Source organism: Pyxidicoccus fallax, assembly GCF_012933655.1.
GTDB lineage: Bacteria > Myxococcota > Myxococcia > Myxococcales > Myxococcaceae > Myxococcus > Myxococcus fallax.
Window position 1 is genome coordinate 1 of the sequence record NZ_JABBJJ010000100.1, and the last position, 24,134, is coordinate 24,134.

Annotated in this window: 19 protein-coding genes; 11 read left to right on the top strand and 8 right to left on the bottom strand. The window is 67.5% G+C overall.

Annotated elements, in window-relative coordinates; genetic code table 11:
* The first annotated feature begins 463 nt into the window (after positions 1 to 463).
* The 5 genes from HG543_RS21835 to HG543_RS21855 all read left to right on the top strand — a co-directional run bounded on the left by HG543_RS21835 (position 464) and on the right by HG543_RS21855 (position 6,494).
* Positions 464 to 1,372 (top strand): DUF2381 family protein, encoded by a 909-nt coding sequence (locus tag HG543_RS21835; protein WP_169346764.1) that lies wholly within the window; start codon positions 464 to 466, stop codon positions 1,370 to 1,372.
* Positions 1,369 to 3,162, top strand: coding sequence for a serine/threonine protein kinase (locus tag HG543_RS21840; RefSeq protein WP_169346765.1), 1,794 nt, complete (start codon positions 1,369 to 1,371; stop codon positions 3,160 to 3,162). Before HG543_RS21835 ends, HG543_RS21840 begins: the two co-directional genes overlap by 4 nt.
* A gap of 165 nt (positions 3,163 to 3,327) precedes the next feature.
* Positions 3,328 to 4,479 (top strand): serine/threonine protein kinase, encoded by a 1,152-nt coding sequence (locus HG543_RS21845; RefSeq protein WP_169346766.1) that lies wholly within the window; start codon positions 3,328 to 3,330, stop codon positions 4,477 to 4,479.
* A gap of 534 nt (positions 4,480 to 5,013) precedes the next feature.
* Positions 5,014 to 5,325, top strand: a complete 312-nt coding sequence (locus HG543_RS21850) for a hypothetical protein (protein ID WP_169346767.1) — start codon at positions 5,014 to 5,016, stop codon at positions 5,323 to 5,325.
* Between the two features lie 512 nt (positions 5,326 to 5,837).
* Positions 5,838 to 6,494: a hypothetical protein gene (locus tag HG543_RS21855; protein ID WP_169346768.1), complete on the top strand. Its 657-nt coding sequence runs from the start codon at positions 5,838 to 5,840 to the stop codon at positions 6,492 to 6,494.
* Positions 6,495 to 6,685: 191 nt separating this feature from the next.
* On the opposite strand, the gene HG543_RS21860 is transcribed toward HG543_RS21855, so the two are convergent.
* Positions 6,686 to 7,543 carry a restriction endonuclease gene (locus HG543_RS21860; RefSeq protein ID WP_169346769.1) on the bottom strand — a complete coding sequence of 286 codons (858 nt, stop codon included), beginning with the start codon at positions 7,541 to 7,543 and terminating at the stop codon, positions 6,686 to 6,688.
* 883 nt (positions 7,544 to 8,426) lie between these two features.
* Here HG543_RS21860 and HG543_RS21865 point away from each other — a divergent pair.
* The 4 genes from HG543_RS21865 to HG543_RS21880 all read left to right on the top strand — a co-directional run bounded on the left by HG543_RS21865 (position 8,427) and on the right by HG543_RS21880 (position 11,434).
* Positions 8,427 to 8,690 (top strand): hypothetical protein, encoded by a 264-nt coding sequence (locus HG543_RS21865; protein WP_169346770.1) that lies wholly within the window; start codon positions 8,427 to 8,429, stop codon positions 8,688 to 8,690.
* A gap of 109 nt (positions 8,691 to 8,799) precedes the next feature.
* Complete coding sequence (locus HG543_RS21870; protein ID WP_169346771.1) at positions 8,800 to 9,606, top strand: SDR family NAD(P)-dependent oxidoreductase; 807 nt, start codon at positions 8,800 to 8,802, stop codon at positions 9,604 to 9,606.
* 12 nt (positions 9,607 to 9,618) lie between these two features.
* Positions 9,619 to 10,443, top strand: coding sequence for a lipoate--protein ligase family protein (locus tag HG543_RS21875; RefSeq protein ID WP_169346772.1), 825 nt, complete (start codon positions 9,619 to 9,621; stop codon positions 10,441 to 10,443).
* An 82-nt stretch (positions 10,444 to 10,525) separates the two neighbouring features.
* Positions 10,526 to 11,434 carry an alpha/beta fold hydrolase gene (locus HG543_RS21880; protein ID WP_169346773.1) on the top strand — a complete coding sequence of 303 codons (909 nt, stop codon included), beginning with the start codon at positions 10,526 to 10,528 and terminating at the stop codon, positions 11,432 to 11,434.
* Here HG543_RS21880 and HG543_RS21885 read toward each other — a convergent pair.
* The 3 genes from HG543_RS21885 to HG543_RS21895 form a co-directional block, all read right to left on the bottom strand.
* Entirely contained in the window at positions 11,404 to 12,183 is a 780-nt protein-coding gene (locus HG543_RS21885; protein ID WP_169346774.1) for a B-box zinc finger protein, read from the bottom strand. The two genes, HG543_RS21880 and HG543_RS21885, sit on opposite strands and share 31 nt — an antisense overlap.
* Before the next feature lie 129 nt (positions 12,184 to 12,312).
* A complete protein-coding gene (locus HG543_RS21890) occupies positions 12,313 to 14,586 on the bottom strand; it encodes a zinc-dependent metalloprotease (protein WP_169346775.1) in 2,274 nt (757 codons plus the stop codon).
* Between the two features lie 172 nt (positions 14,587 to 14,758).
* Positions 14,759 to 16,327, bottom strand: coding sequence for a serine hydrolase (locus HG543_RS21895; protein ID WP_169346776.1), 1,569 nt, complete (start codon positions 16,325 to 16,327; stop codon positions 14,759 to 14,761).
* A gap of 256 nt (positions 16,328 to 16,583) precedes the next feature.
* Here HG543_RS21895 and HG543_RS21900 point away from each other — a divergent pair, with 256 nt between their 5' ends.
* Together HG543_RS21900 and HG543_RS21905 are read left to right on the top strand one after the other, a co-directional pair.
* Complete coding sequence (locus tag HG543_RS21900) at positions 16,584 to 18,170, top strand: serine hydrolase (RefSeq protein ID WP_169346777.1); 1,587 nt, start codon at positions 16,584 to 16,586, stop codon at positions 18,168 to 18,170.
* A gap of 24 nt (positions 18,171 to 18,194) precedes the next feature.
* Complete coding sequence (locus HG543_RS21905) at positions 18,195 to 19,508, top strand: glycosyltransferase (RefSeq protein ID WP_169346778.1); 1,314 nt, start codon at positions 18,195 to 18,197, stop codon at positions 19,506 to 19,508.
* A 238-nt stretch (positions 19,509 to 19,746) separates the two neighbouring features.
* Here the strand turns inward: HG543_RS21905 and HG543_RS55485 are convergent, their stop codons facing one another.
* The 4 genes from HG543_RS55485 to HG543_RS21925 form a co-directional block, all read right to left on the bottom strand.
* Positions 19,747 to 21,324, bottom strand: coding sequence for a fibronectin type III domain-containing protein (locus HG543_RS55485; protein WP_169346763.1), 1,578 nt, complete (start codon positions 21,322 to 21,324; stop codon positions 19,747 to 19,749).
* A 48-nt stretch (positions 21,325 to 21,372) separates the two neighbouring features.
* The gene (locus tag HG543_RS21915; protein ID WP_169346779.1) at positions 21,373 to 22,185 is read right to left on the bottom strand and encodes an intradiol ring-cleavage dioxygenase; all 813 of its coding nucleotides are present in this window, start codon (positions 22,183 to 22,185) and stop codon (positions 21,373 to 21,375) included.
* Between the two features lie 81 nt (positions 22,186 to 22,266).
* Complete coding sequence (locus HG543_RS21920; RefSeq protein WP_169346780.1) at positions 22,267 to 22,902, bottom strand: hypothetical protein; 636 nt, start codon at positions 22,900 to 22,902, stop codon at positions 22,267 to 22,269.
* A gap of 134 nt (positions 22,903 to 23,036) precedes the next feature.
* Positions 23,037 to 24,098, bottom strand: coding sequence for a fatty acid desaturase family protein (locus HG543_RS21925; protein ID WP_343073410.1), 1,062 nt, complete (start codon positions 24,096 to 24,098; stop codon positions 23,037 to 23,039).
* Between the last annotated feature and the right edge of the window lie 36 nt (positions 24,099 to 24,134).

Genomic DNA, 24,134 nt, shown 5'->3' on the forward strand with positions numbered 1-24,134 from the left:
GGCCCCCACCCACCCGTTCGTTGGTTCCTGCGTTCCTGGAGCCATCCAGGGCTCTTGGCTCGTGCCTTGGCGGACCTCCGCTGGTGTTGCTCTACCGGCCAGAGCTTCGCATCGTGGCGGCCCCTCAGCTCCCAGGTGCCGGCACCTCGGGCACGCCTCACCGGTCGGGCGTGCATGTGAAAGCGGGGCGCGAGGGTAACCGCCGGGCGATCGCGGTCGGTGCTGGCAGAACGCTCGATCCGGACTGGCCGAATGGACGGCCGGCCGGGAGAACGAGTTGCTCGTCGCGTACCTGATGCCATCAGGCCACGTCGCGACCTACAGCGTGCCGCTCGTCAGCGGGGCGTTCCCTGGGGCGGCAAGGTGTACAGCAAGACCCTCGGGGCGAGCAGCCGCGTACGAGACAGTGCCCCTGCGCAATCGCAGGCGGTGGTAGCGTGCCGCCTCAGGAGGTCACGCACCATTGCTGCAACCCATTAGATTGGCCCTTGCGCTCGCGCTCTTTTGCGGAGCTGCGCCGCGAGCTGATGCGGCATCCGGGCGCGCGAAGCGAGAGCGGCCCGTCGCTGTCGTCGACAGCGACGCCGTGCCGTTGCCCGAGATTCGCGTCGACAAGGCCACGTCGACGTTGCTGTTCTTCCCAGCGGCGATTGCGAAGAGCACCCTCACGGTTGACGAGCAGCCGCGCACAGTCGACAAGGCGGCGATTCCGGTTAACGAGTCGCGGATCCGGGTTCTCGACATGGGCGAGCGCTCGATCATCGTTCAAGCGGTGGAGGATCTCCGGCCGGGCGAGCGCCACGAACTCGCGGTCTTCTTCGCGGACGGGCGCGCACCGGCACGGGCCTCGTTCGTGCTCATGACCGACCCGGCCGAAGTGGACGCGCGGATCGACGTAGAGCGACGGGAGCCGCCGAACGCGGACTGCCCTGCCGAAGCGTCACGCCCCTCACCCCGACCGGAAGACTTCGTGTTGCTCGGATACGTCGATGACCATGGCGTTCAAACGGAAAAGGTTGACGAGGCTTCGAATGCCGGCCAGGGGCTATCGTCGCAACCAGGGGTTTCATATCGGGGCAAGGGTTGGGTGTTGGTAGATGTGCAGATCGAGAACTCGGCAAGTCAACGACCCTGGGCGCCACGCGAGGCAACGTTGACCGGCAGGCGGGGATTCACGCTTCCGGCGCGGTTGGTGACCGTGGACGGCGGGAAGATTGCCCCTGGCAAGACGCAGCGGGTGCTTGCCGTGGCCGTCCCTCCGCCACCGGACGCTGGGCCTGATTTCGTTTTGCAGATACGTGGAGAGGGTGGCCGTGGCTTGACGATTCCGCGTGTGCGATTCCAGGAACTGTTGACGGAGCCCCATCCATGACCGGCAATCTGATTCGTCTTTCGACGGGCACCATCATTGACGGCTGGCACGTCGTGAAGGAACTCGGCAACGGCGGCTTTGCTGTCGTCTACCTCGTGGAGAAGAGCGGCGCGCAGTACGCGCTCAAGCTCGCACGGCACCGCGAGGCCAGCGGGGATGAAAAGCAGACCCACCGTCGCGTGCTGCAAGAGTTGTCGATCATCACGGCACTGAGTCATCCGAACATCGTCAGTCATCGCGGCTCTGGATATGCGGAGACTGGCAACGTCTACCTTGCGCTGGAATATGTGGATGGGTGGACGCTTGGCGAGTGGAAGGAACGCAAGCACGCCACCGCGCATGAAATCCTGCGTGTCTTCGTCAAGATTGTTTCCGCGTTGGCCTACATACACGAGCGGGGCATCCTTCACCGTGACTTGAAGCCGGCCAACGTCCTGATTCGCAAGAGTGACGGCGAGCCGGTCATCATTGATTTCAGCGGCGCGACCTACGCGCTGGCCGACGATTTGACGGATGGCGGCCTGCCCCCCGGCACGGATCGGTTCCGCGCGCCCGAGCAATTCAAATTCCTCGCCGAGCACAAGGACGAGCGGCGGGCGCGGTACTCCTTCCAGGTGGCCGACGAAATCTTCGCGGTCGGCGCGATGCTCTATGAACTGCTGACCGACCCGCGACCAACGGAGCACCGGGCGCGCTCGCCACTCAACGACCTGACGATTTCTCCGCTCCCTGCGAGGAAGGTGAACCCCCGCGTTCCGGAGGCGCTCAGCGATGTGGTCGAGAGCACCCTGTCTCGCGATCCCAGGCGGCGGCCTGTCGATACCATTGCGCTACAGCGGGAACTGGAAGACCTTCTGACTGATCCGGGAGCCGACTATGCCGCGCCAGTGCATCCACCGTCGGAGCTGCGGCAGGCCGGGCCGTCCGAAGGTGAGACGCCCCTTCCGGTGGAGCCGGCGAGCAAGCCCCGTTCGCGCAGGTTGGGGGCGCTCGCGGTAGCTGGGGGCGCTGCCGTCGTGGTCGCGGTTGTCGCAGCCCTGTGGCTTGCCCCCGGGGAAGCGCCAGCGCCAGCCGCTGAATCCCGCGCCGTCGCGAGCCCGGTGCCTCCCAGCAGCAGCCCTTCCATGCTCCCTGAGACAGCCCTCCCTGATATGTCACCACCTGGCCCCGCCCCTGGGGTGGACGCAGGCCCGTCAACTGCCGCCGTTCATAAGGAAGGTTCCACCGTGAAGACCCAGTCACCCGAAGCTCAGAAGCAGCCGCGCACCGGACGCGCCGGGAGGGCGTTTGCCACGCCGACGGTCAGCGTAGGGCTGCCGCTCTGTGCTGTTCTTTTGGGTGGTTGTCCCGGAGTCCAGGTCAGGCCGGAACCCTTCGATTGCCCAGCCGGCACCCGTGAGACGATGCGTAAGGAACTGGGTTGGACGGCCGGCGACAGATTCAGCCTCAGCCTCGATGACCGCCACAAGCAAGACGAGGTGCTTTGGTTCTCAGCAGGTGCCGAGGTGGTGGGCGTCGTTCCGGAGGGGTACGGGGAGTCCAATGGGCCGAAGGCACCTGCGGGCACCCGCTTTTACGGGGGGAAGGTGTACCTCATCCCCGAGAAGAACGAGCGAAAGCATTATCCGGCGGTGGTCGTGAAGTATGAGCGCGTGAAGGTACCCGGAAAAGACGAGGTTCCCGTGTGCTTTGTGGTGGAAACCAATGCGCGTGAGGTGAAGGGCACGGCGGGAAGGGCTCGGAACGGCACCAATGGAGTCGTGCGTGCGGATGGCTGGGTGCCCCGCTGAGCGCTTTGTGTGGGGGGACGTGACGGGTAGGTGGCCGGTTCTTGGCGTGCCCCCGTGTTTCAGCACACCACCCTATGAGGGGGTTCCCTTCTGTCCCATCCCCTGGGTAACGTGCTCCTGAGTCGCGCTGGACTGGGGCCTGCGCGAGTGGCGGGAGGACCGAGGATGCCGGCAATCGACTTCAAGCTCCCAAGAGGAGCGATTCTGTTCACCGATGACGCCTACGCTTACGAGTTCCGCGAGGACCTGGGAGAGGCCCACCATGGGCTGAGCCTCTTCGTCGCGCGGCGCCGGACGCTTGAGGGGAACCACCCCCGGGGAAAGGTTCTGCTCAAGGCGGTAGGCAGGCCGACGGTTGAGGAAGGGGCGCGCGTCAAGCGTGCAAGGGCGAAGCTGGAAGAGCAGGTCCGCCTGGCAACGTACCTTCAGCACCCGGGGATCCTCCGTGTCCACGGGCTGCGCAAGACGGAAGGGGCTTGGTACGTCATCACCGAGCATCCGTCCGGACAGACGCTCAACGACCTGCTGACGGTGGTTTCGGAGTGCAGGCGCTGGTTCTCGCCGCTGTTCGCGCTGTATGTCGGCGCGCAGGTGGCGAGCGCCCTGGAGCACGCGCACATGGCGAAGGACGAGAAGGGGAACCCGCTCGGCATCGTCCACCGAGCAATCGACCTGGATCACGTCTTCATGGATTGGGACGGCACGGTGCAGGTGGCGGACTTTGGACTCGCCCTTTCCAACTTGCCGGGGCGCGTGGCGTCCACCGTGGCCCGTCCGCAGGCGGATACCTACTTCGCCTCCCCGGAAATGCTGCTGTCTGGCCGCGTTGATGCGCGCTCGGACCTCTACACACTGGGCCTCGTCATGCTTGAACTGGCGACGGGCAAGAACCTGCTTCACGCGCCGGATGATGATTTCGAGGAAGCCAAGGGGGCACTGTCGCGGCGAAAGCTCGCGCGGGTCAAGCGAGCCATCAGACGCGCCCTGCTTGCTGGGTGCAGCCCCGCGATGGAAGCGGTCATCTGGCGCGCGGCGACCTACACGCCGGAAGATGTGGACGCGGCAACGGCGAGTCTCCCCGAGCTGCTGCGGGTGCCGCTGTGCAAGATGCTCCAGCGGGAACCTGCCGCGCGGTATCAGACGGCGGGGGAGCTGGCGGCAGACCTCTGTCGGTGGCACGGCGTGGCTTACGGCAAGGGTGACGCGGCAGCGGAGTTGAAGAGCGTCGCCAAAGACGCGGGCGAGGCGTTGGTGGAGTTGGACCTTCGGGGGCCCCGTGGTCACGGGCGCGCCCTGGACGACATCACGACGCGGTAGGCGAGCGCCCGCCCAGTGCCTACAGGCCCCGCAGAGTCAGCCTCGCGCGCCGGAGAGCAGGGGCCGGGTAAGCGGATCTCACCCGGGTCGGCCAAACGGCTCGCGACTCCCGGTAGCTCAGGACTGGCAGCTTGCGGCTGGTTGCCCTGTGCCCGCACGTGGAGAGGCAAGGGCGAGACCCGTTCAGGTATCGGAGTTGCCGACCCTGGACGCTCCCAAGCGCGCGGGCCGCTATGCGTGATCGAGGCAGGACTCCGATGCGGGTTCCGCGCGCGATCCGACAGGGCGGCCTGTCACACTGTGCGCCAAGCCGGTAGAGAGGCGGTGCAGCCCCCTTCAAGCCCCACTCCTGCCCAAGCCTGCCCTCCATGAAGAGCGCGGAAAGAGCCCTGGGCCTGGGCTGCTGCTCGGGGTTCAACACCACGCCAACAACTTTGCTGCCATCATCTCGATGGAGCACTCAGCCCAGTTGCCGTTGGTGTATGCTAGGGCCCTACAGCTTGGGTGCCTCGTCTACCGGAGATGGAGCGAGGCATGGACATTAGATTCGGCCCAGCGCTCCGGCCTGCGGCTTGGGAGGAAGTTATGTCTGCGAGCAGAGAGTGGAGAGAGTGGCACCTTACGCCGAACGGATGGGTCCAAGGCTCGGTCCAAACCGACTTCAGCGATGTGAAGCAGATGCCAACACCAGCAGATCGCGTGCTGACGTGCCGCTACTTGGAAGAACTCGGAGCCGCTGGTGGTAAGTGGCACAAGGGCGTCAGTGAGGAGTGGCGGTCGAAAGACGAGACGACTGTAGGGACGCTGCTGAAGCAGTTCGGCGAGTGTCCACGAAAGCTGTTCTGAGGGGCTGCTGTTCGAAAGGGCGCAAGAACTTCGCGCGATCGATGATGGGGCGAGCCAAGTTGACTCGTTCTGCTACGTGCCCTGGTCGAAGTAGGCCTACAGCAGAATCTGAAGACTACATCTGTGTAGCAAGTCAGACGGCAAGTGCGCGGAATCAGCGCAGGATGTACAGTGCCCCTTATGACTAATCGCGCGTTTAATGTTATCCGACAACTCCACACTTATTTCGGCTCGCACGATGCTCTGCCCCGCTCGTTGATCAAGGGGCGGGGCCAAGCGTCACGCGGGCTTCTGCGGCTCACTAGAGAGGGCTTTGCGACTCGCGAGGTGTGGACGACCGACACAGGACATGTACAGGAACTCTTCCGCCTAACCGACAAGGGGCGCAAAGCACGAACACAAGGAGTTTGATTCGGAGGCACACCAGCACTGTTGCAACCCCGCCCCTACGTGGCTTTTTCGCGGACACATGGAAGCGTTCAGCCCGCGCCGTCATACAGGCATACACATCAATGAGCACTGATCCTATTCCCACTTTGTTGCAGACATCGAGCAGTCCCTTCGTTCGTGCAAGCCAAGCACGCCAGTGGACGGACTGCCTTTTTGGGGTGGCCCGCGATGTGGTTAAAAATGGGGTTCAATCCGAGTACCTGGAGCGATTCTGCCGTGAGTTCTACGCCGTGCTCAAAGACATCGGCCCTGAATACAAGAGCATCGGTTTGCACTTTGGAGCAACGATCCCCCCTGACCTACAGCCGTTAGTCCAGCAGATTGAGCAACTTGATGGTCAAGCCAAGAAGCTCATCGCAGAGATGCGGGCTCAACTCAGCCGACAAGACGCAATCGTGATCGAGTACCTGCGCCATTGCGCGTGCCATGTTTTCCAGGATGACTATCTGGACAAGTTCCTTCGGGCAGGTCGCGGAAAGACTGTTGGGATTCTGGATAGCTCCGAACCGGTGCCAATTTCTGATGTTGCCGCAGCGATTGAGACAAATATCAGAAATCACGGCCCGAGCGGAGAACATCGATTCTGTGTAGAGATTGCAAGAACAGCACTGCCTAAGATTGACCAGTTGCTGACGGTCTTTGAATCTCTCCCGAGTCCGTGCCTCCAACTCGTAAATGAACTAGCCGCACGGAATCTCATTCAGTTGCCTCGGCCCTGACGACATTCTGCAAGCCGGCTTAGCGTTCGTAGAGTTGCTACTGCCAAATCAGGGTGAGTTGCAGCACTTTGGACTGCTCGTCCCACCGCGCAAGGTCCTGAACAAAATACTGCTGCATCCGAAAGCGGCCTCGATTGTTCATTGGAACCTCGGGAAGCCCTCGTCAATCCGACAGTTCAGGCGCTCGGCGCTCAGGAGTCAACGTCCTTTCGCTGGAGCGGCAAAAGTTTGTTGTCGTTTGTTACTCGGTGACGCTCTCCCGAAACAATGTTCTCAAGCACGGCCTTAAAGACGGTTGCGAGGTCGATGACAACCTGCTGACTGATTACCTTTGGAACAAATTTCACCCACACCCCTTGAACTGGGATTTTCTTCCCGTCGGCCCGGAGATGCGCATCCTTCGGGAATTCGATTACAAGTTCTTCGAGTTCACCTTTGGTAGAGCGCCTCTCGTGAAGTCCGCGAAATAGGATCTCATTCACATTACCAACAACCTCGCCGGCCGAATTGAACAAATCCGCTTGGCGCCCTCCAAACCCGCCTACAAACGGCGGCGGCATTTCCGTCAGATTTGTGTGTAGCTTGATATCCTTAAGGTCGAAATCGACCGCCATCTCAATGGTGGACTCGATCCGGCGAATCCCAAGCTCTCTTGCCCAGTCATCCGACGTCATGGGCTTCAGGTGAAGCAGTTCGATTCCCTTGGACTTTGCGACCTTGAGCGCCCCTGAGGTGAATCCGCTAACCGAGGCAATCACGCCCTTATTGGCGTCACAGTCCGCCATGACACCTACGAGTTCGTTTACATGGCTGACATCTACTTTTCGCTTCCAGTCCTTGCAGCTCACCAAGACCTTAAAGGTGTAGAGCCCAACCGTATATTCAACGACGCAGTCGATCTGATGGTCTTGTCCCGACCGTCCTTTCAGCTTGACGTTGTGATTCACTGAGGCGCCAGGTTGCTCGTGTAACTCGGCAATGAGCCTCTCAAATTCCTTCCATTGTTTCGGATCCAGAGGCAGTCGGCTCTCGTTTGTCTCACCCGTCATCGCCACTCCCTTCGAGGCTACACAGCAAGTCTCCCGTCGACCTGAGAACGGTCTATCCAAGGACCGTCTACGCTGCACGAGTTTTCGGCGCCCACATGCGCGGAACAAACCCTACAGCAGTGCCGGAAGCTGCCACCACAAGACCCAAGGTTTCGCCTCGCGTTGTCCGGGTCTCATGTCGACTTTGGAGGAGGCCGGCAAGTCCCCGCCTGTCCGGCAGTTCGCCCACGTAGTTCTGCACATCGCGTTCAAGCAGGCCATCCGCTGGAGCTTCATTGCGCGCAATGCAGGCAACGAAGTGGTACGCGCCTATGCCACCGAAGCGCCAAAGGATCGTATGGAATTAGGGCAGTCCTTGCGGAATCATGTGAGGTACCGCATCCATGGAGCGTCTTCCGAAAGAGTCAGTTGGGCAGAGATGGGAGAGCACCTGTGCCCTCAGTGTGCCCCTCCAGCGTGGTTCGAGGAGGCACCTGGGGGAACGGCGTGGGACGGAGCGGGAGGAAGAGCCCGAGGGAAATCAAGGCGATAGCGGGTAACAGCGCGTCCTGCCTGGGGTTTGCTATCGCCCCGCCCACGGGTTCAAGTCCCGTACTCCTCGCCAAGAAGAAGGGCTCGGAATCGCAAGGTTCCGGGCCCTTCGTCTTTCCAGCGCCCGGAAAGCCGCGTTGCCCTCGCGGCACATCGATGGAGAAGGACGAGTGGCTTCGAGAGGCGCTCCTCGGCGTGCTCGATGTGCTCATTACTCCTTCGAGTCCAGCCGACAGGCGTTCCGAATGGCAGGCAGACAAGCGGCCAATGCTCTGCTTGATGCGGCTGAGCTCGTGCCCTGAGCTACGCCACGAAGATCCTCGATGAGACCCAGGACAAGGGAGACTGAATCGTGCCCACCCTCAGGTTCACCGCGCGCATCCGCAATGGTGGGAGTGCCCCCCTCGGGCTCCAGGTAGAGCCCTGGGGCGAGTACTACCGAATCGAACCGGGCGCCTTCGCCGACATCCAGGCGGAGGGGCCCGGGCTCGACGCAGGCGAGGGCTCGGGCCTCCTGAAGATCGAGCACGCTCCCGAGCTCGTCACCGTCTACGCGTGGAGTGGCGCGATGTTCACGGTGGTTGGCGCCGAACCGGCCCCCTGGCCGGAGAAGTAGCGGCCGCGCCTGACGCGGTCTCCTGCCCCAGTCCCACCCTTCCGGAGCCGGGAAGCCGGTTGGCGGGGGCAGGCTCTTCGCCTATAGCTCGCTGCCCATGAGTCGCAGGATGAACTTCAGGGGCCGCTGGGTCCTCGTCACGGGTGCCTCGTCCGGCCTGGGTCTGGAGATGGCGCGGGTGCTGGCGCGCGAGCATGGCGCCAACATCCTCGCGGTGGCGCGGCGCGAGGACCGGCTGCTGGCGCTCCGGGACGAGCTGGCGCCGAAGTACGGCGTGCAGGTGGTGCCCCTCATCGCGGACCTGTCCCAGCCTGGCGAGCCCCAGCGCCTCTTCGAGGCCGCCGTCGCCGGACGCGACGTGTACGGCGTCATCCTCAACGCGGGCGTCACCTTCTTCGGACACGCGCTGGAGCAGTCCCCCGAGGACTTCCAGAAGATGCTCGCCACCAACGTCTCCAGCCTCGTCGAGCTGTCGCGCCTGTTCACAGGCCACCTGTCCGCGCGCGGCACGCCCGGCGGCATCATGCTCGTGTCCAGCATGGCCGGCCTGTCCCCCCTGCCCTACCAGACGGCGTACGCGGCCACGAAGGCGTTCGTCATCAGCTACGGCCGCGGCCTGGCGTTCGAGCTGCGCAAGACGGGTGTGTCCGTGACGGTGTTCGCCCCCGGCGGCATCGCCACGGAGATGCTGGAGCTGTCCGGCCTGTCGCGGGGGTTCAAGGCGGGGGACCTGGGCATCATGGCCGCGGACACGTGCGCCCGGCTGGCGGTGGATGCCTTCGCCCGCCGCCGCGAGCTGTACGTGCCCGGCGCCCTCAACCGCTTCCTCGCCCTGGCCATGAAGGTGCTGCCCCAGGGCTTCATGATTGCCCGCTCCGCCGGCGTCTACGAGGGCAGCCTCAAGCCCCGCCCCTGACGAGGATGCCCCATGTCCCCCTCCGAACCGTCCACCCCGTCCCGCGCCTGGAACCTGCTGGAGCCCCTCGAGGAAGCACCGGGGGCCTGGCAGATGGCCTTGGACGAGGCGCTGCTGGACGAGGCCAGCGCGAGGGAGGACTTCGTCCCCACCCTGCGCCTCTATGTCTTCCAGCCGGGCTGCCTCAGCCTGGGGCGCACGCAGGCGTATGACAGCGTGGACGCCGCCGCGGCGCGCGAGCGGGGACTCGAGCTGGTGCGGCGGGTGACGGGCGGCTCGGGCGTGCTGCACCACGGAGAGCTGACGTACAGCTTCGTGGCCCGCGTGGCGCCGCCCTTCACCGACAGCATCGAGCAGAACTACACGCTGCTGTCGGAGGCCATCTCCACGGGGCTGGCACGGCGCTTCGGGGTACGCGCGGAGCTGGAGCCCTCGCGGCCCGAGCGCTCGCTGGCGAGCGGCGCGTGCTTCCTGACGCCAGCCCTGAAGGAGCTGAAGGTGAGCGGGCGCAAGCTCGTAGGCAGCGCGCAGCGGCGGCAGCGCGGCGCCTTCCTGCAGCACGGCGCGCTCCCGCTGTCGACGGACTACGCGCTACACGCCCGGCTCTTCGGCCTGCCACCCGAGCGGCTCCGCGCGGCGATGATGGACCTGACGGAGGCGGCGGACCGAGAGGTGAGCCACGCCGACGCCGCCGAGGCGCTGAAGCAGGGCTTCGTGGAGCGCCTCGGGACGCACTGGACCTCCGTCACGCTGGCTCCACACGTGCGCACCCGGGCGGAGACGCTCGTCGCCGAGCGCTACGGCCGCGAGGACTGGACGCGCGACGCCGTCTGCTGAGGGATTTCGCACAGCGAAAGGCCTCGGCTCCCTCGGACGTGACTGGACGCGCGTCACCCGGCGCGCTTCACTCCGCGCCCTCATGCCCAAGGTCCAAGCGAACGGAATCGAGCTGTTCTACGACGAGCACGGGGACCCGAGCGCACCGCCGCTGCTGCTGGTGATGGGGCTCGGGATGCAGCTGCTTGGCTGGGACGAGCGCTTCGTCCGGCTCCTCGCCGGGCGCGGCTTCCGGGTCATTCGCTTCGACAACCGGGATACGGGCCTGTCCACGCACCTGGATGGCGTGCGCTCGCACCTCAAGGAGGTCATGGACGGAGACCCGTCCCAGGCCCCCTACCGGCTGTCGGACATGGCGCGGGACGCCGTGGGGCTGATGGACGCGCTGGGCATCGACTCGGCCCATGTCGTGGGCGCCTCCATGGGCGGGATGATTGTCCAGACGCTCGCCATCGAGCACCCACGCCGCGTGCGCAGCCTCTGCTCCATCATGAGCACCACCGGCGCCCGGAACGTGGGCGGCGCCACGCGCGAGGCCATGGCCATCCTCATGGCCCCACCCGGCACGGACCGGGAGAGCGTCCTCGCCCGGGCCGTTGTCACCCACTCCGTCATCGGCTCCAAGGCGTACCCCGTGGGCGAGGAGGTGGTTCGCGCCAGAGCCGCTGCCGCCTTCGACCGCGCCTTCTACCCGGAGGGCTTCGCCCGCCAGCTCGCCGCCATCCGCGCGGGGCCGGACCGCACTCCGGCTCTGCGCACGGTGTCCGTCCCCACGCTGGTCATCCACGGTGAGGACGACACGCTGGTGCTGCCCTCTGGAGGCGACGCCACCGCCGCCGCCGTTCCCGGCGCGATGCTCCTGCGCCTGCCCGGGATGGCGCACGACTTCCCCGAGCCCCTCTGGCCCCGCATCGTGGACGCCATCGCGGAGAACGCCGTCGGCGCGGAGCGGGCCCGGGCTCAGAGCGCGGGCGCGGAGAAGAAGTTGTAGAGCGCGACGAAGCCCACCCACGCCCCGAAGAGGGCGAACAGCAACCCGGCGATGGCGGTGCCCTTCCGCAGCAGGGGCTCCCCCGTCACCGGGTCCTTGCGTCGCAGGAGGCTCACCCACAGCGGCACGCTCACCAGCATGAGCGGAGGGATACAGGGACTCAGGATGGAGAGCCCGAGCGCCACGTACGCAAGGCGCTTGTCCAGGTAGCGTCGCAAGCTCTTCTCCAGGGCGGCGGGCGACACCTCCTCCCGGAAGAAGAGCCGGTTGCGCGTGCTGAGCCGGGCCAGCAGCAACGGCACGGCCAGCATGAGCATCACCCCGAAGGCGACGGCGACGTCGCGCCCCTGAGACGCCCCGAGGAGCGTCACGCCCCCGGTCAACACCGGCACGGCGAAGATGCCGAGCCGCATCGGCTTCCAGCCCCACCAGTACAACCCACAGGCCACGCCCGACACCGCGCCCAGGAGGGCATTGGCCACCTCTCCCTGGCCGCGCGACACGTAGAGCACGGTCGGCACCAGGTACCAGACTCCGAGGAGCCCCAGCGCCCACGCCCACCCGTCGCGCCGGCCCCAGACCCGCTTGCGGTAGGCCTCCGGGCCGCGCGCGGCGCAGGGCTGACAGAGCCGCCCGCCCTCAGCCGCGCAGATGAACGTTCCACAGCGCTCGCACGTGCCGGTCGCGGGAGCTTCGACATGGGTGGCGCACAGCGACGAGACGGCGGCGGGATTCATTCGAGACGCCATGATGCGGGCCTCGTCGTCGCGGGAACCAGCGACCGGGGGTTTCAGTCCGGAGTCCGAGACCACCCCTCCATGTCGTGACGCCTGCCTGCCCACCCCCGCGCGAAACTCACGAGGGCGGGCAGCCTCACGTCAGAGGAAGTATGGCGAGATGACCGCGTCGATGCGGCGGGCGAGGTCGTCGGTCGCCATCAGCTCGTTGCCCGTCAACAGCGGCAGCGACGCCACCAGCTCCGCGTGCGCCTCCCGGAGGATGGAGAGCGCCTCATAGCTCTGGAGCTTCTTGAGCACGTCCACCGCCACGCGGCGCGACTGCGGGCCGCGCACTCCGTCCACGTTGAGCAGCACCGCGCGGAGATGCTGGAGGATGGCCGGCGTCAGCAGCGCGTCCGCCTGCGGGTCGCGCGAGAAGATTCCCCGCGCCGGAGCCGCGTCCAGATACAGCCGCTGGAGGACACGCCGGGCCGCGGCATCCGCCACCAGCCCGTACGCGGGCGAGGACGCGAGCACCTCGGGAGGAATCGGCGCGCGCACGCCCTCGGTGGCGATGTTCCACGCGTCGAGCTTCGTCTGGCTGTTCTTCCCCGAGCGCACGAACTGGAGCACCGCATTCAGCGTGAAGTCGTCCGGCGGCGCCCCCTGCCCCGCGAGCGCGCTCGCCAGCCGGGCCCTGTACTGAGCGCCGTACCAGAGACGGAGCGGGTCGCTCTTCGCGTCGAGCTGGCCGCACTCCGGATCCACCGCGAGGTGGGTGTCCGTGCAGAAGGGCTGCGTGGGCTCCTGGGAGGACATCCCGTACAGGTAGCGGATGGCCGCCACGTCATACGGGCCCGGCCGGTCCACGTAGACGTGCTCCTGGTGCTCGACGTAGTCCATCACCGACGTCGACGGGAAGCTGAGCGAGCCCTTGAAGTTGTGCTGCAGGCCGAGCGAGTGCCCCACCTCGTGCATGATGATAAAGGCGATGGCCCGCTCCACCTTCTCCTTCTTCGTCAGCGCCGGCACGCCCGTGAGCGAGGAGACGGGCGCCAGCGCCGGCGCGACATACGCCTCGCCCGGCGGGAACAGGTTGCACAGGCTCGAGGCCTCCTCGTCGTTCCACGTCAGCCGGTAGGAGAGCGGCGCGGCCGCCGGAGTCGCGACCATCGCTGGCGGCGCCGTGTCGTCGCCGTAGATGCTGATGAACCACTCGAACATGTTGACGTCCATGTAGACGGTGGCGTTGCGAATCTCGCCCGTGTTCGGGTTGGAGCGCAGCGTCGCGGCCCCACCGCCGTAGGACTTGTCCGGGTCGATGATGATGTAGTTCAGCTCCTGGTCACCGAAGGACTCGCCCGGCCGGGCGGGACGGGTGGTGAAGACCGGGAAGCCGAAGGTCTCGTTCCACACCTCCACGCCCCGCCGCACCGCGCCCGTGACGTCGTAGTCCTTGAAGCGCGGGTCCTGCTGGAGCCGGGGCAGTGACTCCGACAACACCCAGGGGATGGGCCGCATCCCGGGGCGGATGTTCCACTTGCGCGCGTACTGCCGCAGCGCCCCGCCGGAGTTGGGGATGCGCGCCACGGGACTGGCGAAGTAGTACTCCTGGGACGGCATCGGCAGGGGCACGAACCCCTCCCCTTCCTGGTAGCGGCGGAAGGCGACACTCATCGTCCCGGAGGAACGGAACGGATGCCGCTCCACCGCCTGGTCCGGCGTCGGCGCGGGGCCGAGCGCGTTCGTGTAGCCAGTGAAGAGCTGCTCATACGAGACGCCGTCGCTCAGCACGCGGGCGCGCTGCGCGAAGGACAGCTCCACCTCGAAGCGGCGCCCGGTGACGCTCACCTCGCGCTCGTCCACCACGCCGAAGCGGTTGAGGCCGGCGGCCGGGTCGAAGAGGACGTACTCGCTCGCGCGGGGGTGCGCGTTGAACCGGGCGTCGTCCGTCACCACGGGGTAGGCCTCGACGAGCACCTCCGGGTCGAACATGTCGCTGCGCGTCTTCCGGTCGTCCGTGTCGAAGACGTACAGCTTTCCGTTCTGCACCCGGAAGGACACCACGCGCATGCCGATCTGCTTCGTGGCGCCGCGCAGCAGGTCCGCCGGGAAGTGCGCCATCAGCAGCGTCTCCATGAACCAGCGCTCGCCCAGCTCGCCGCGACGGATGGCCAGGTAGAACGTGTCGGAGCCGTTGCCATGGAGCGCCGACACGGCCTGCCCCAGGCCCTCCTTCACTCGCTGCTGCTCCTCGGCGCCCACCGCGCGTGGAACGACGACGAAGGGCCCCTCGAGCGCGATGGGCGCGGGGGCAGAGACCTCCGGTGGCGTGGGGAGTGGAGGCTCCGAGCCGCAGCCGGTTCCCAGCATGGCCAGGAACGACAGCGCCGCCAGCAGCCCCCCTCGGGCGGAGTTGTACGCGTTCGACATGGTGTCTCTCCAGACTTCGGGTCGTCGCCACGGCCAGGGCGCGCATCGCCCACCGGCTCGCGGCAAACGGCCCCAACGAGGAGGCCCATGCCGGATATCGAAGTCATTTCCGGCGCAATCGTCCGCGCGCGGAAAACACCGCGAAATGCGACCTCAATTCATGGCCGCCGTTTCAGCGGCTCGCGCCGAGCTTCTGGAGCATCTCCACCGCGTGGGTGTTCTTCGGGTCCAGCTCCAGCGACTTCTTGTAGCTGGCGATGGCCTCCTGCGTCCGGCCCGCCTTGAAGTACGCCTCGCCGAGGCTGTCGTGCGCGTTGGCGTCGTCGGGGAAGAACTCGACGTTCGCCTTCAGCAGCGTCACGGCGTCCTCCAGGTTGCCCGCGATCAGCTGTCCGTAGCCGAGGCTGTTCAGCAACTGCGGCGGCAGCCCCCGCTCCGGGTTGCGACTCCGCATCGCCTGGATGAAGGAGAGGGCCGCGTCCGCGCCCTTGCGCCGCACCAGCAGGTCCACCGCCATCAGCGGTGAGTCCAGGCGGTGGTGGAAGGACTTCCAGCCATACTCGGCGGCGATGCTCGCGGCCACCCGCTCGAAGAGCAGGGGCCCGTTGTCCCCGTTGGCCATCATCACCACGCCGCTCCCCGAGTCGGCGAACGCAATCAGCGTGGACGTGAAGCCCTCGTTCACCCCGCCGTGGCCGAATCGGTCGCTCCCCTCCTCCAGCTGGAACCCGAGCCCGAAGCCGTCGGCCTGCTTCGTGAGCATCTGCTTCGCCATGCCCGGCGACAGCACGCCCTTCGCCTTGCCCGCCTTCAGCCTCGACACTTCGATGGCGAAGCGCGCCAGGTCGGACGGCGTCGTCCACAGGCCGGCCGCCGCCATCTCCGGGTAGACGTGCCACCGTCCGTCCACGCTCTTCCCACTCGCATGGGTGGCCGTCGCGGCCCGGGACGCGAGCGCCTCGGGCAGCGGCTGCTCGAACGTGCTGTCCTTCATGCCCAGCGGCGCCAGCACGGCCTCCCGCATGATTCGCGGGAACGGCTTCTGGAGCTGGTCCGTCATCATCGACTGCACGATGGTGAAACCACCGCCGCTATACCGAACCTCCGAGCCAGGAACGAGGTCGACGCGGACGGAATCCGTGTTTGCGGGCTTCACGCCGTCGAGCACCTGTTGGGTGGTCGGTCGCGGCGCGTTCACGCCGTACCCCGGAAAGCCGTGCACCGTCGTGCCCGCCGTGTGGCTGAGCAACCGGCGCAGCGTCACCTTCTGTTCCTTCGTGAACGTGTTGTCCGGCAGCTTCCAGGAGACCAACTTGTCGTTGATGTTCGAGTCGAGTGTCCACTTGCCTTCCTCTACGTAGCGCAGCGCCGCCAGCGCCGTGACCGGCTTGCTGATGGAGGCTGCCTGGAACAGGGTGTCGACCGTGACGGGCTCCGTGCCCCCGGCCTGCTTCACGCCATGGCCCTTTGCCCAGACGAGCGCGTGCTTGTCGAATACGGCGATGCTCAGCCCCGGAATCCTGTACAGCTCCATCCACTCCTGGAGCGACAGACGAACGGGCTCCTCACCGGGAATCGCGGCCGGCGCGAGGCCTGCTTCCACGCGCGCCACGCGGGCCGACTCGGAGGGACGGGCCACCCACTGCGTGACGGGTTTCCGGGATTCCGCGGCGGCGGGCAGCGCGAGCCCCACGCAGCCCACGAAGGCAATGACCGTGAAGCGGAGAAGCGGCTGACGCATTGCATGCTCCTGAGAGGGGACGCTCGGCGGGGCAGGACAACGGCCCGGCCACCCTACGAAGTCCGCACCGGCAAAGGGCCACGGGCCACCAATCTCTTCGTCATCGTTCTGTCATGGCCCCGGCGCGGTAGGCTTCCGGGTCACGATGAACCTTCCCACTCCACGCCTCCTGCTCCTCGCCGTCTCGCTCCTGCCCGCCCTCGTGGGAGCGAAGGAGCCCACTCCGCTCACGGCCGATGAGAAATTGGCAGTTCTGGTGGACGCCCTGTTCTCGCGCGTCGCGGCGCCGGGCTCCCCCGGCTGCGCCGTCGCGGTGGGCCGGGACGGCAAGCCGGTGCTGGAGCGCGCCTACGGGCTGGCCCACCTGGAGCACGACATCGCGAACACGCCCGCCACGGTGTTCGAGGCCGGCTCCGTGTCCAAGCAGTTCACCGCGGCGGCGGTGCTCCTGCTCGCGCGCGAGGGGAAGCTGTCGCTGGACGAAGACGTGCGCCGCTTCATCCCGGAGCTGCCGGACCATGGCGCTCCCATCACCGCGCGGCACCTGATGAACCACACGAGCGGCCTGCGCGACTGGGGCACCGTGGTGGCGGCGGCGGGCTGGCCCCGGGGCACCCGCATCCACACCCACGCGCACGTGCTGGACGTGGTGGGCCGGCAGAAGTCCCTCAACTTCCCGCCCGGCTCCGAGTTCCTCTACTGCAACACCGGCTACAACCTGCTCGCCATCCTCGTGGAGCGCGTGAGCGGTCAGTCCTTCGCCGACTTCACGAAGCAGCGGCTGTTCGTTCCGCTCGGCATGACCCACACCGAGTGGCGCGACGACTTCTCCCGCGTGGTGAAGGGCCGGGCCACGGCCTACACGATGGACGGCGAGCGGTTCAGCGCGGACATGCCGTTCGAGAACGTGCACGGCAACGGAGGGCTGCTCACCACGGTGGGGGACCTGCTGCGCTGGGATGACGGGCTCGTGCGCGCGAAGGTGGGCGGGCCGGGCTTCCTCCAGGAGATGCAGCGCCAGGGGCAGCTCACCAGCGGCCGACGCATCGAATACGCGGCGGGCCTCTTCGTGAGCACGTACAAGGGCCTTCCCGAGGTGAGCCACAGCGGCGCCACGGCGGGCTATCGCGCCTTCCTCGCGCGCTACCCGCGCCAGGGCGTGACGGTGGCGCTGCTGTGCAACCACGGGGACATCAACCCGGCGGAGTATGCGCGCGGGGTGGCCAACCTCGCCCTCGCCGGGCAATTCCCTCCGGCGCCCGTGACGCCGAAGGTGACGCTCGCGGCGGAGCGGCTCGCCGCCCGGGCCGGGCTCTACCGGAGCACGCGCACGGCGGAGCCGCGCGAGGTGAGCGTGCGCGAGGGACAGCTGTGGCTGGACGGCGACAAGCTCCTCACGCCTCTTTCCGCGACGCGCTTCCGCGTGAAGGACGGCCCCACCCAGCTCGCCTTCGACCTGGGGAAGGACGGGCGGCCCACGGCGGCGCGGCTGCTCTCGCAGGATGGCGACATCGAGCCGTTCGTGCCCGTGGCACTGGCGAAGCCGGACGCGGCCCAGCTCGCCGCGTACAAGGGCACCTACGTGAGCGGCGAGGCCGAGGCCACGTACACGGTCGCCGTCGAGAAGGACGGGCTGGTGCTGCACCGGCGTCCGGATGCCGTCTTCGCGCTGGTGCCGTCCTATGCCGATGCCTTCCGCGCGGAGCACCTCGGGCTGGTGCGCTTCACCCGAGACTCGAAGGGGCAGGTGGACGGGCTGAGCCTGGGGCTCGGGCGCGTGCGAGACCTGCGCTTCGCCCGGGAGCCCGCCGCGCCGCCGCCCACGGCCGTGGACCAGCGGTAGGCGGTTTCCAGTACCGTCCGCGTCATGGCCCGCTTCCTCTTCGGAACCATTCCCCTCACCGGCCACTTCAACCCGGGCGCGCCCATCGCCCGCCGGCTCGTCGAGCGCGGACATGAGGTGCGCTGGCATACCGGCAGCCTCTTCCGCTCCAAGGTCGAGGCCACCGGCGCGCGCTACGTGCCCATGCGCGCCGCGAAGGACTTCCACGACACCACCGTGGGTGACGTGTTCCCCGCGCGCAACGGACTGAGCGACTTCCAGAAGCTCAAGTTCGACCTCTCGAACTTCTTCGTCGACTCGGCGCCCGGACAGCTCGCGGACCTCGAGGCCGAGCTGCGGGACTTCCCCGCGGACGTCGTCGTCTGCGACACGGGCTTCCTCGGCGCCTCCCTCCTCCAGGAGAAGCGCGGACTGCCATGGGCCACCTTCGGCATCACCGCGATGACGGTCGCCAGCGCCGACACCGCGCCCTTCGGTCTGGGCTTCATGCCGAGCAGCACCCCCTTGGGCAGGCTGCGCAACCGCGCGCTCGCGTGGGGCGTGAACAACGTCGTCTTCCGCGACATCAACGCGCGCCTCAATCGCATGCGCGCCGGGCTCGGGCTGCCCACCACGCGCCAGCCCATCTTCGACGTCCCCGTCTCGCCCTTCCTCTATCTCCAGGGCTCGGTCCCCTCCTTCGAGTACCCGCGCACCGACCTCCCCCCGCAGGTCCACTTCATCGGCCCGTTCCTTCCGGAGGCTCCCGCCGACTGGACGCCGCCCGCGTGGTGGGACGAGCTGCGAGCCCATCCGCGCCCCGTGGTCCACGTCACGCAGGGGACGCTGGCGACGGAGGCGCCCCACCTCATCCTCGCCACGCTGCGGGCGCTCGCGGACGAGGACGTGTGGGTGGTGGCGGCCACCGGCGGCCAGCCCGTGGAATGGCTCGGTGCCGGCCCCTTCCCCGCCAACGCCCGCGTCGAGCGCTTCATCCCCTACGCCCACCTGATGCCGCGTGTGTCGGTGATGGTGACCAACGGCGGCTACGGCGGCGTCCAGTGCGCCCTGGCCCGTGGCGTGCCCCTGGTGTGCGCGGGCACCTCCGAGGAGAAGCCGGAGATCGCCAACCGCATCGCGTGGACGGGCGTGGGAGTGAACCTCGCGACGAAGACGCCCTCACCCGAGCAGGTGCGCCGGGCGGTGCGGACCGTGCTCGACACGCCGGGCTTCCGGGAGCGGGCCCGGAGGCTCCAGGAGGAAATCGCAACGTACGACGCGCCCACGCGCGCCGCCGAGCTGCTGGAGCGGCTGGCGGAGACCCGCCAGCCGGTGCGCGCCACTGCCTCGCGTCAGTGAAACATGCCCTGCGGCTCCGCGAGTGACAGGGCCAGCAGTGCCCAGAAGAGAAGGAGGGCCATGCAGGCAACCTGACCTCGGAGGCGGCCATTGGCGAGGGCCGGCGCCTTGGACCTGGGTACAGGCCGGACACTCTCCCCAGTGGGTGGGGCAGGCAGGCGACATGGGGGACTTCCGGAAGATGATTCGCCATCGGGTCTTCCGGAAGTCCGTCTCAGCGATGAGTCCCCGTGACCCCTCAGGGCTTCAGGATGCCCGTCACGGACTCCGCCACGTCGAGCGGGAGCTGCCCTTCATAGGGGCTGCTCGTGCCCGCCCCGCGCGTCGCGGTCACCCTCACCACGAAGTGCGTGCCGGACACCATGCCAGGCGGCAACCGGACCTCCGTCTTCTCCGTGACGACGTGGGAGCGGCCACCACGGGCGATGAAGCGCCCACTCTGCAACTCGAGCAGGAGAACCTGGACGAAGTAGCGCGTCGGGGTCCCCAGTTCCGGCGGGTCCCAGCTCACCACCGGCGTCGTCCCCACGCCTGGCAGTTCCCCATCGGCGGCCAGTCCGTTGATGCGCAGGTTCCGCACTGGCCCGAGCCGGGGAGCCAACGTCTCCCCCTCGACCCAGCCCTCCAGGGCGTCGCCGCGCAACATGTCCGTCCCGGCCTGGAAGCGAACGCCGTCCGAGGTGAGGTCCACCGGAATGAAGGCGTGGACGTGTGCCACGCGCCGCCAGTGCTCCGGGAAGGCGTCCAGGAAGCTCACGGCATAGGAGGCGGGCGCATATCCGGTGGTGTTGGAGCCGAAGGCGAGCTCCGGGCGGCTGCTGTACCGCGCGAAGGGCTCGGAGCCCGGCCGCGCCCCGATGCCCCAGGTCAGATTGCCGCCACCGTCATCCGTGTTCGGGTGCGTGGCCCGGAGCTGCGTCTCGAATGCCGGGCCATCCAACTTGAAGGACACCGTCCGCTCGCTGCCGCCCGTGAGCGCCACGTCGAGCGAGGTCACCTGTCCCGGGGTGAGCGGAACGGCGGGGCGATGGAAGCTGCGCACCACCCGCGTGTACCCCAGGTTTCCGTCAGCGCCCTGGACCGGCGAGAGCTGGTGCACCCACAGTGAGTCGCCCTTGGAGCCGTCGAGCAGGGAGGAGATGCGGGACACACGCACGTTGACGGCGGTGTCGCCCTCCCGCGGCGTGCCAAAGACCTCGCGGGAGTCCAGGCGCAGGTCTTCCATCCCGCTCCCCCCATTGGGAGAGCTCAACCGGAGCATGTCCGGAAATTTCCAGGGCTCGAGCCCGGAGACGCGCAGGTCCAGCGCCGTCCCCTCGGGAACGGTCCAGTCGAGGTCCGCCCGCTGCACCAGCGTCGTCGGCAGGTCCACCTGACGCGCGCTCGTCCACAGATGGGTTTCATTGAAGCGCAGCAGGTACTCCCCCTGCGGCACGCCGGAGATGACATACCCACGGGGGCCCGCGAGGCGCGCGGGGTACACCTGGTAGCCGCCGTCCGCCGCGCTGTCCGGCACGAGCGCCGCCGGCTCCTGGAACTCGCCCGCCGCCGAGGTTTGGAGCACCGTGACCTGTCCGCTCTCGTCGACGAAACGGCTGGTGGGCTTGAAATAGATGTCGCGCACCCCCGAGTCGACTCCAGCGTCCGTGCCCGCATCAGTCCCCGCATCGGTCCCCGCATCGGTTCCCGCATCCGTCCCGCTGTCGGCGGCCGGCGGTGTTCCCGCGTCGGTCTCGTCATCGGAGTCGGAGGAGCAACCAATGAAAGACAGCGCCGCGAGCAGCGCGGCCATGGGCAGATGAAGGTGTCTTGGCATGGGGCGGCGGACTCTACCGGCCGCCGCGCCCATCCTTCCAGAGGGGGCCTACGCGGCGATGGCGACGGTCAGGGTTGACACATATCCCTCGGTGGCACTGCCCGTGACAGTGGCCAACTGGGAGTCCGAGCCATCGCGGAACACGTTGTCGCTCGACAGGGAAATCCGCTGCAGGTTGGAGACACTGCTCGAATACCCGGAGGTGGCGTACGCCTCGTCGCAGGCGGCCTTGGGCAGGGCGAGCTGCGAGGTGGCGATCTTGTTCCCGGCCTTCGTCGCGGACGCGAGGCTCGGGTAGACCTCGAAGTGGATGTGCGGCCAGCGGCCCGAGTAGCAGCCGGGGAAGATGGTGGTGAACGTCACCCGTCCCTGCTCGTCCGTCTCCTGCACGCCGCGCAGGTAGTTCTGGTCCGTGACTCCGGAGGAGTAGAGCGAGTAGCGGCCCTCACGGTCACAGTGCCACAGGTAGATGGCGTACCCGACGAGCGGCTCGCAGCTTCCGGCGGAGTTGACGAGCGTGAGGGTGACGGTGAGCGGCACGCCCCCGGCGGTCGCGGAGCCCGTGCCCACGCTGGTGCGGATGTCGCTCCGGACGATGCCCGTCTGCGTCAGGACGTTGGGGCCGTTGGAGCCGTCCCCGGGATACGGCCCCGCGGTCTCCGTCGGAATGGTGGCGCAGGCGCCATTGCCTGTCGCGCCACCTGGAGTCGGCGTCCCCGTTCCCGAGGAGTCGCCACCCCCGCAGCCCACGAGGGGCACCAGGCTCGCGCCCAGGGCGAGGCGCAGGAGCGTCCTGCGTTCCATGGAAGCGCGGAGGAGCTTCAGGTCCTGCTGCAAGCCGCCGTCGTCATGCTCGTGCATCGAGGTTCCTCTCCTGCCCACCTGCGCGGGCCATGGGAGGGGATTCAACACGCGAAGTCTTGCGAAAAGCTGAAGCGTGAATCAGAAGCGGCCGATGACACCGCCCATCGCGCCTCCCGCGCTGACGCCGACAGTGGGGCTCAGCTGAAGGTTGGAGGAAGACCTGGACTTGGAGTCATGGGGCGGCGAGCCGGTTCGCCGTTCGGCCTCATCCCACTCCCTGGCGGCGCTGGCCGCGCCAACCGCCGGGCCCACGAGCCCTCCCACCAGGGCGCCAATCAACCCCAGGCCGACCGTCGCGCCAATGGTTACAAGAACGCAGCCGCCCTCTCCCGAGCCGCATCCATCGCTGCCGGCGGTCGAAAGCAAGAAACCCACGAGCGCGCCTCCCCCAACGCCCGTGAGAATCCCCACGCCGAGTCCCTTGAGGGCTCCTTCGTTGATATGGGCATTCCTCCTCTTCGCTGCGTCCTGCTGCTGAAGCGCCGACGGCTCCGGGCTGGAAGTCGTGGCCTGCTCCTGGACGGGCGCGTCCGCCGGAGGACTCGAAGCCTCGGACTTGGGCTCCGCCGGAACCAACGGAGCCGGAGTCGTGGTGGCCGGCGGCGCGTCCGCGTCCGTGGGCTGCGAGGACGCATCCTGCTGGACGTCCCCCGCTCGTCCCCGAGCGGGTGTGAGAACCAGCAGGAGCAACATCAAGAGGCGTGCAGAGGGCATTGCTCCGCGTACTGACGGAGCGCGGTTCCGAACAAGTCGCGAGCCCGTGACTCCGGTGACGTTCCGGCAACAACGATGGACCGGCGACAGAACGGCGAGAGCGACAGGTGCCCTCGCCGTTCCGCGATGCGGGCTCACCCGGCCCCGAGGCTCCGGCGAAGCTCCCCGGTGGTCACCCTGGGCGTGCCATCGGGAAGCACGAGGGTATGTCCATCATCCACCGCGTACAGCGGTGGCCGCCGGAACAGAGTGACCAGGGCCCGCAGGTGCGGATAGACGATGGACGCCTCGGGGTTGAGCTCGCGCAGCTTCTCTCGCAACAGCGGCGCGAATCTCGGGCTCATCGCCGGGAAGATGTGATGCTCCTGGTGGTAGCTGAAGTTCAGGTGGAACCAGTCCACCACCGGGTGGGTCGCCACGCTGGCCGTGTTCACGAACGGGTTGTCTGTATCCTCCGACGCCGGCAGGAGCCAGTGGTTGGTGGCGATGTAGACCATCAGCGTGATGTTGCTGAAGAGCTGCGGGAGCACGAGCACATACAGCGCTCCCCACGGCCCCATCGCCCAACCCAGCGCGCCCCAGCCGAGCAGGAGGAGCACGGAGAACAGCCGCTCCCGTGTCCGGTTCATGCGGACGTGCTGGAACTCGGGCCGGCCGCTGTAGTGCCACAGGAAGGCCTGCCCCTGCGCGGTGAAGAACAGGCCGAAGCTGATGTAGCTCAGCCACGTGCCCGAGCCTGGAGATATCGCGTGGAACAGCCGGGGGAACCAGTGGGCCCCCAGCTCGTCCTGGCGCGGGAGGATGTCCGGGTCCCGGACGTGGATGTTCGCCGCGCTGTGGTGCGCCTGCACGTGCCACGCGCGCCACAGCCCGGGCGTCACCAGCCACGGGCTGAAGCCCACCCAGCCGAGCACGTCCTCGAGCACCCGGCTGCGGAACACCGAGTGGTGCAGCGCCTCGTGCGCCGCGAAGCCGACGACGACGAGCAACTGCCCGAGCACGAACGAGACGAGGAGGCACGCCCACCAGGGCAGCCGCCCGCTCGCCGCGGCCCCGCCGAGCGCAATCATCACCGGCACGAGCGCGAGCGCGATGACTCCGCGCCAGGGCTGCGGCTTGAAGGCCTCTGGTGGCATCGCGTGTCGCAGCGCGGACCGGAGCCGCTTGACGTCGTCCACGGGGATTCGGGTTGTCACGACAGTGGAGGAGTCCATGGGTTCATCCCTGGGAGA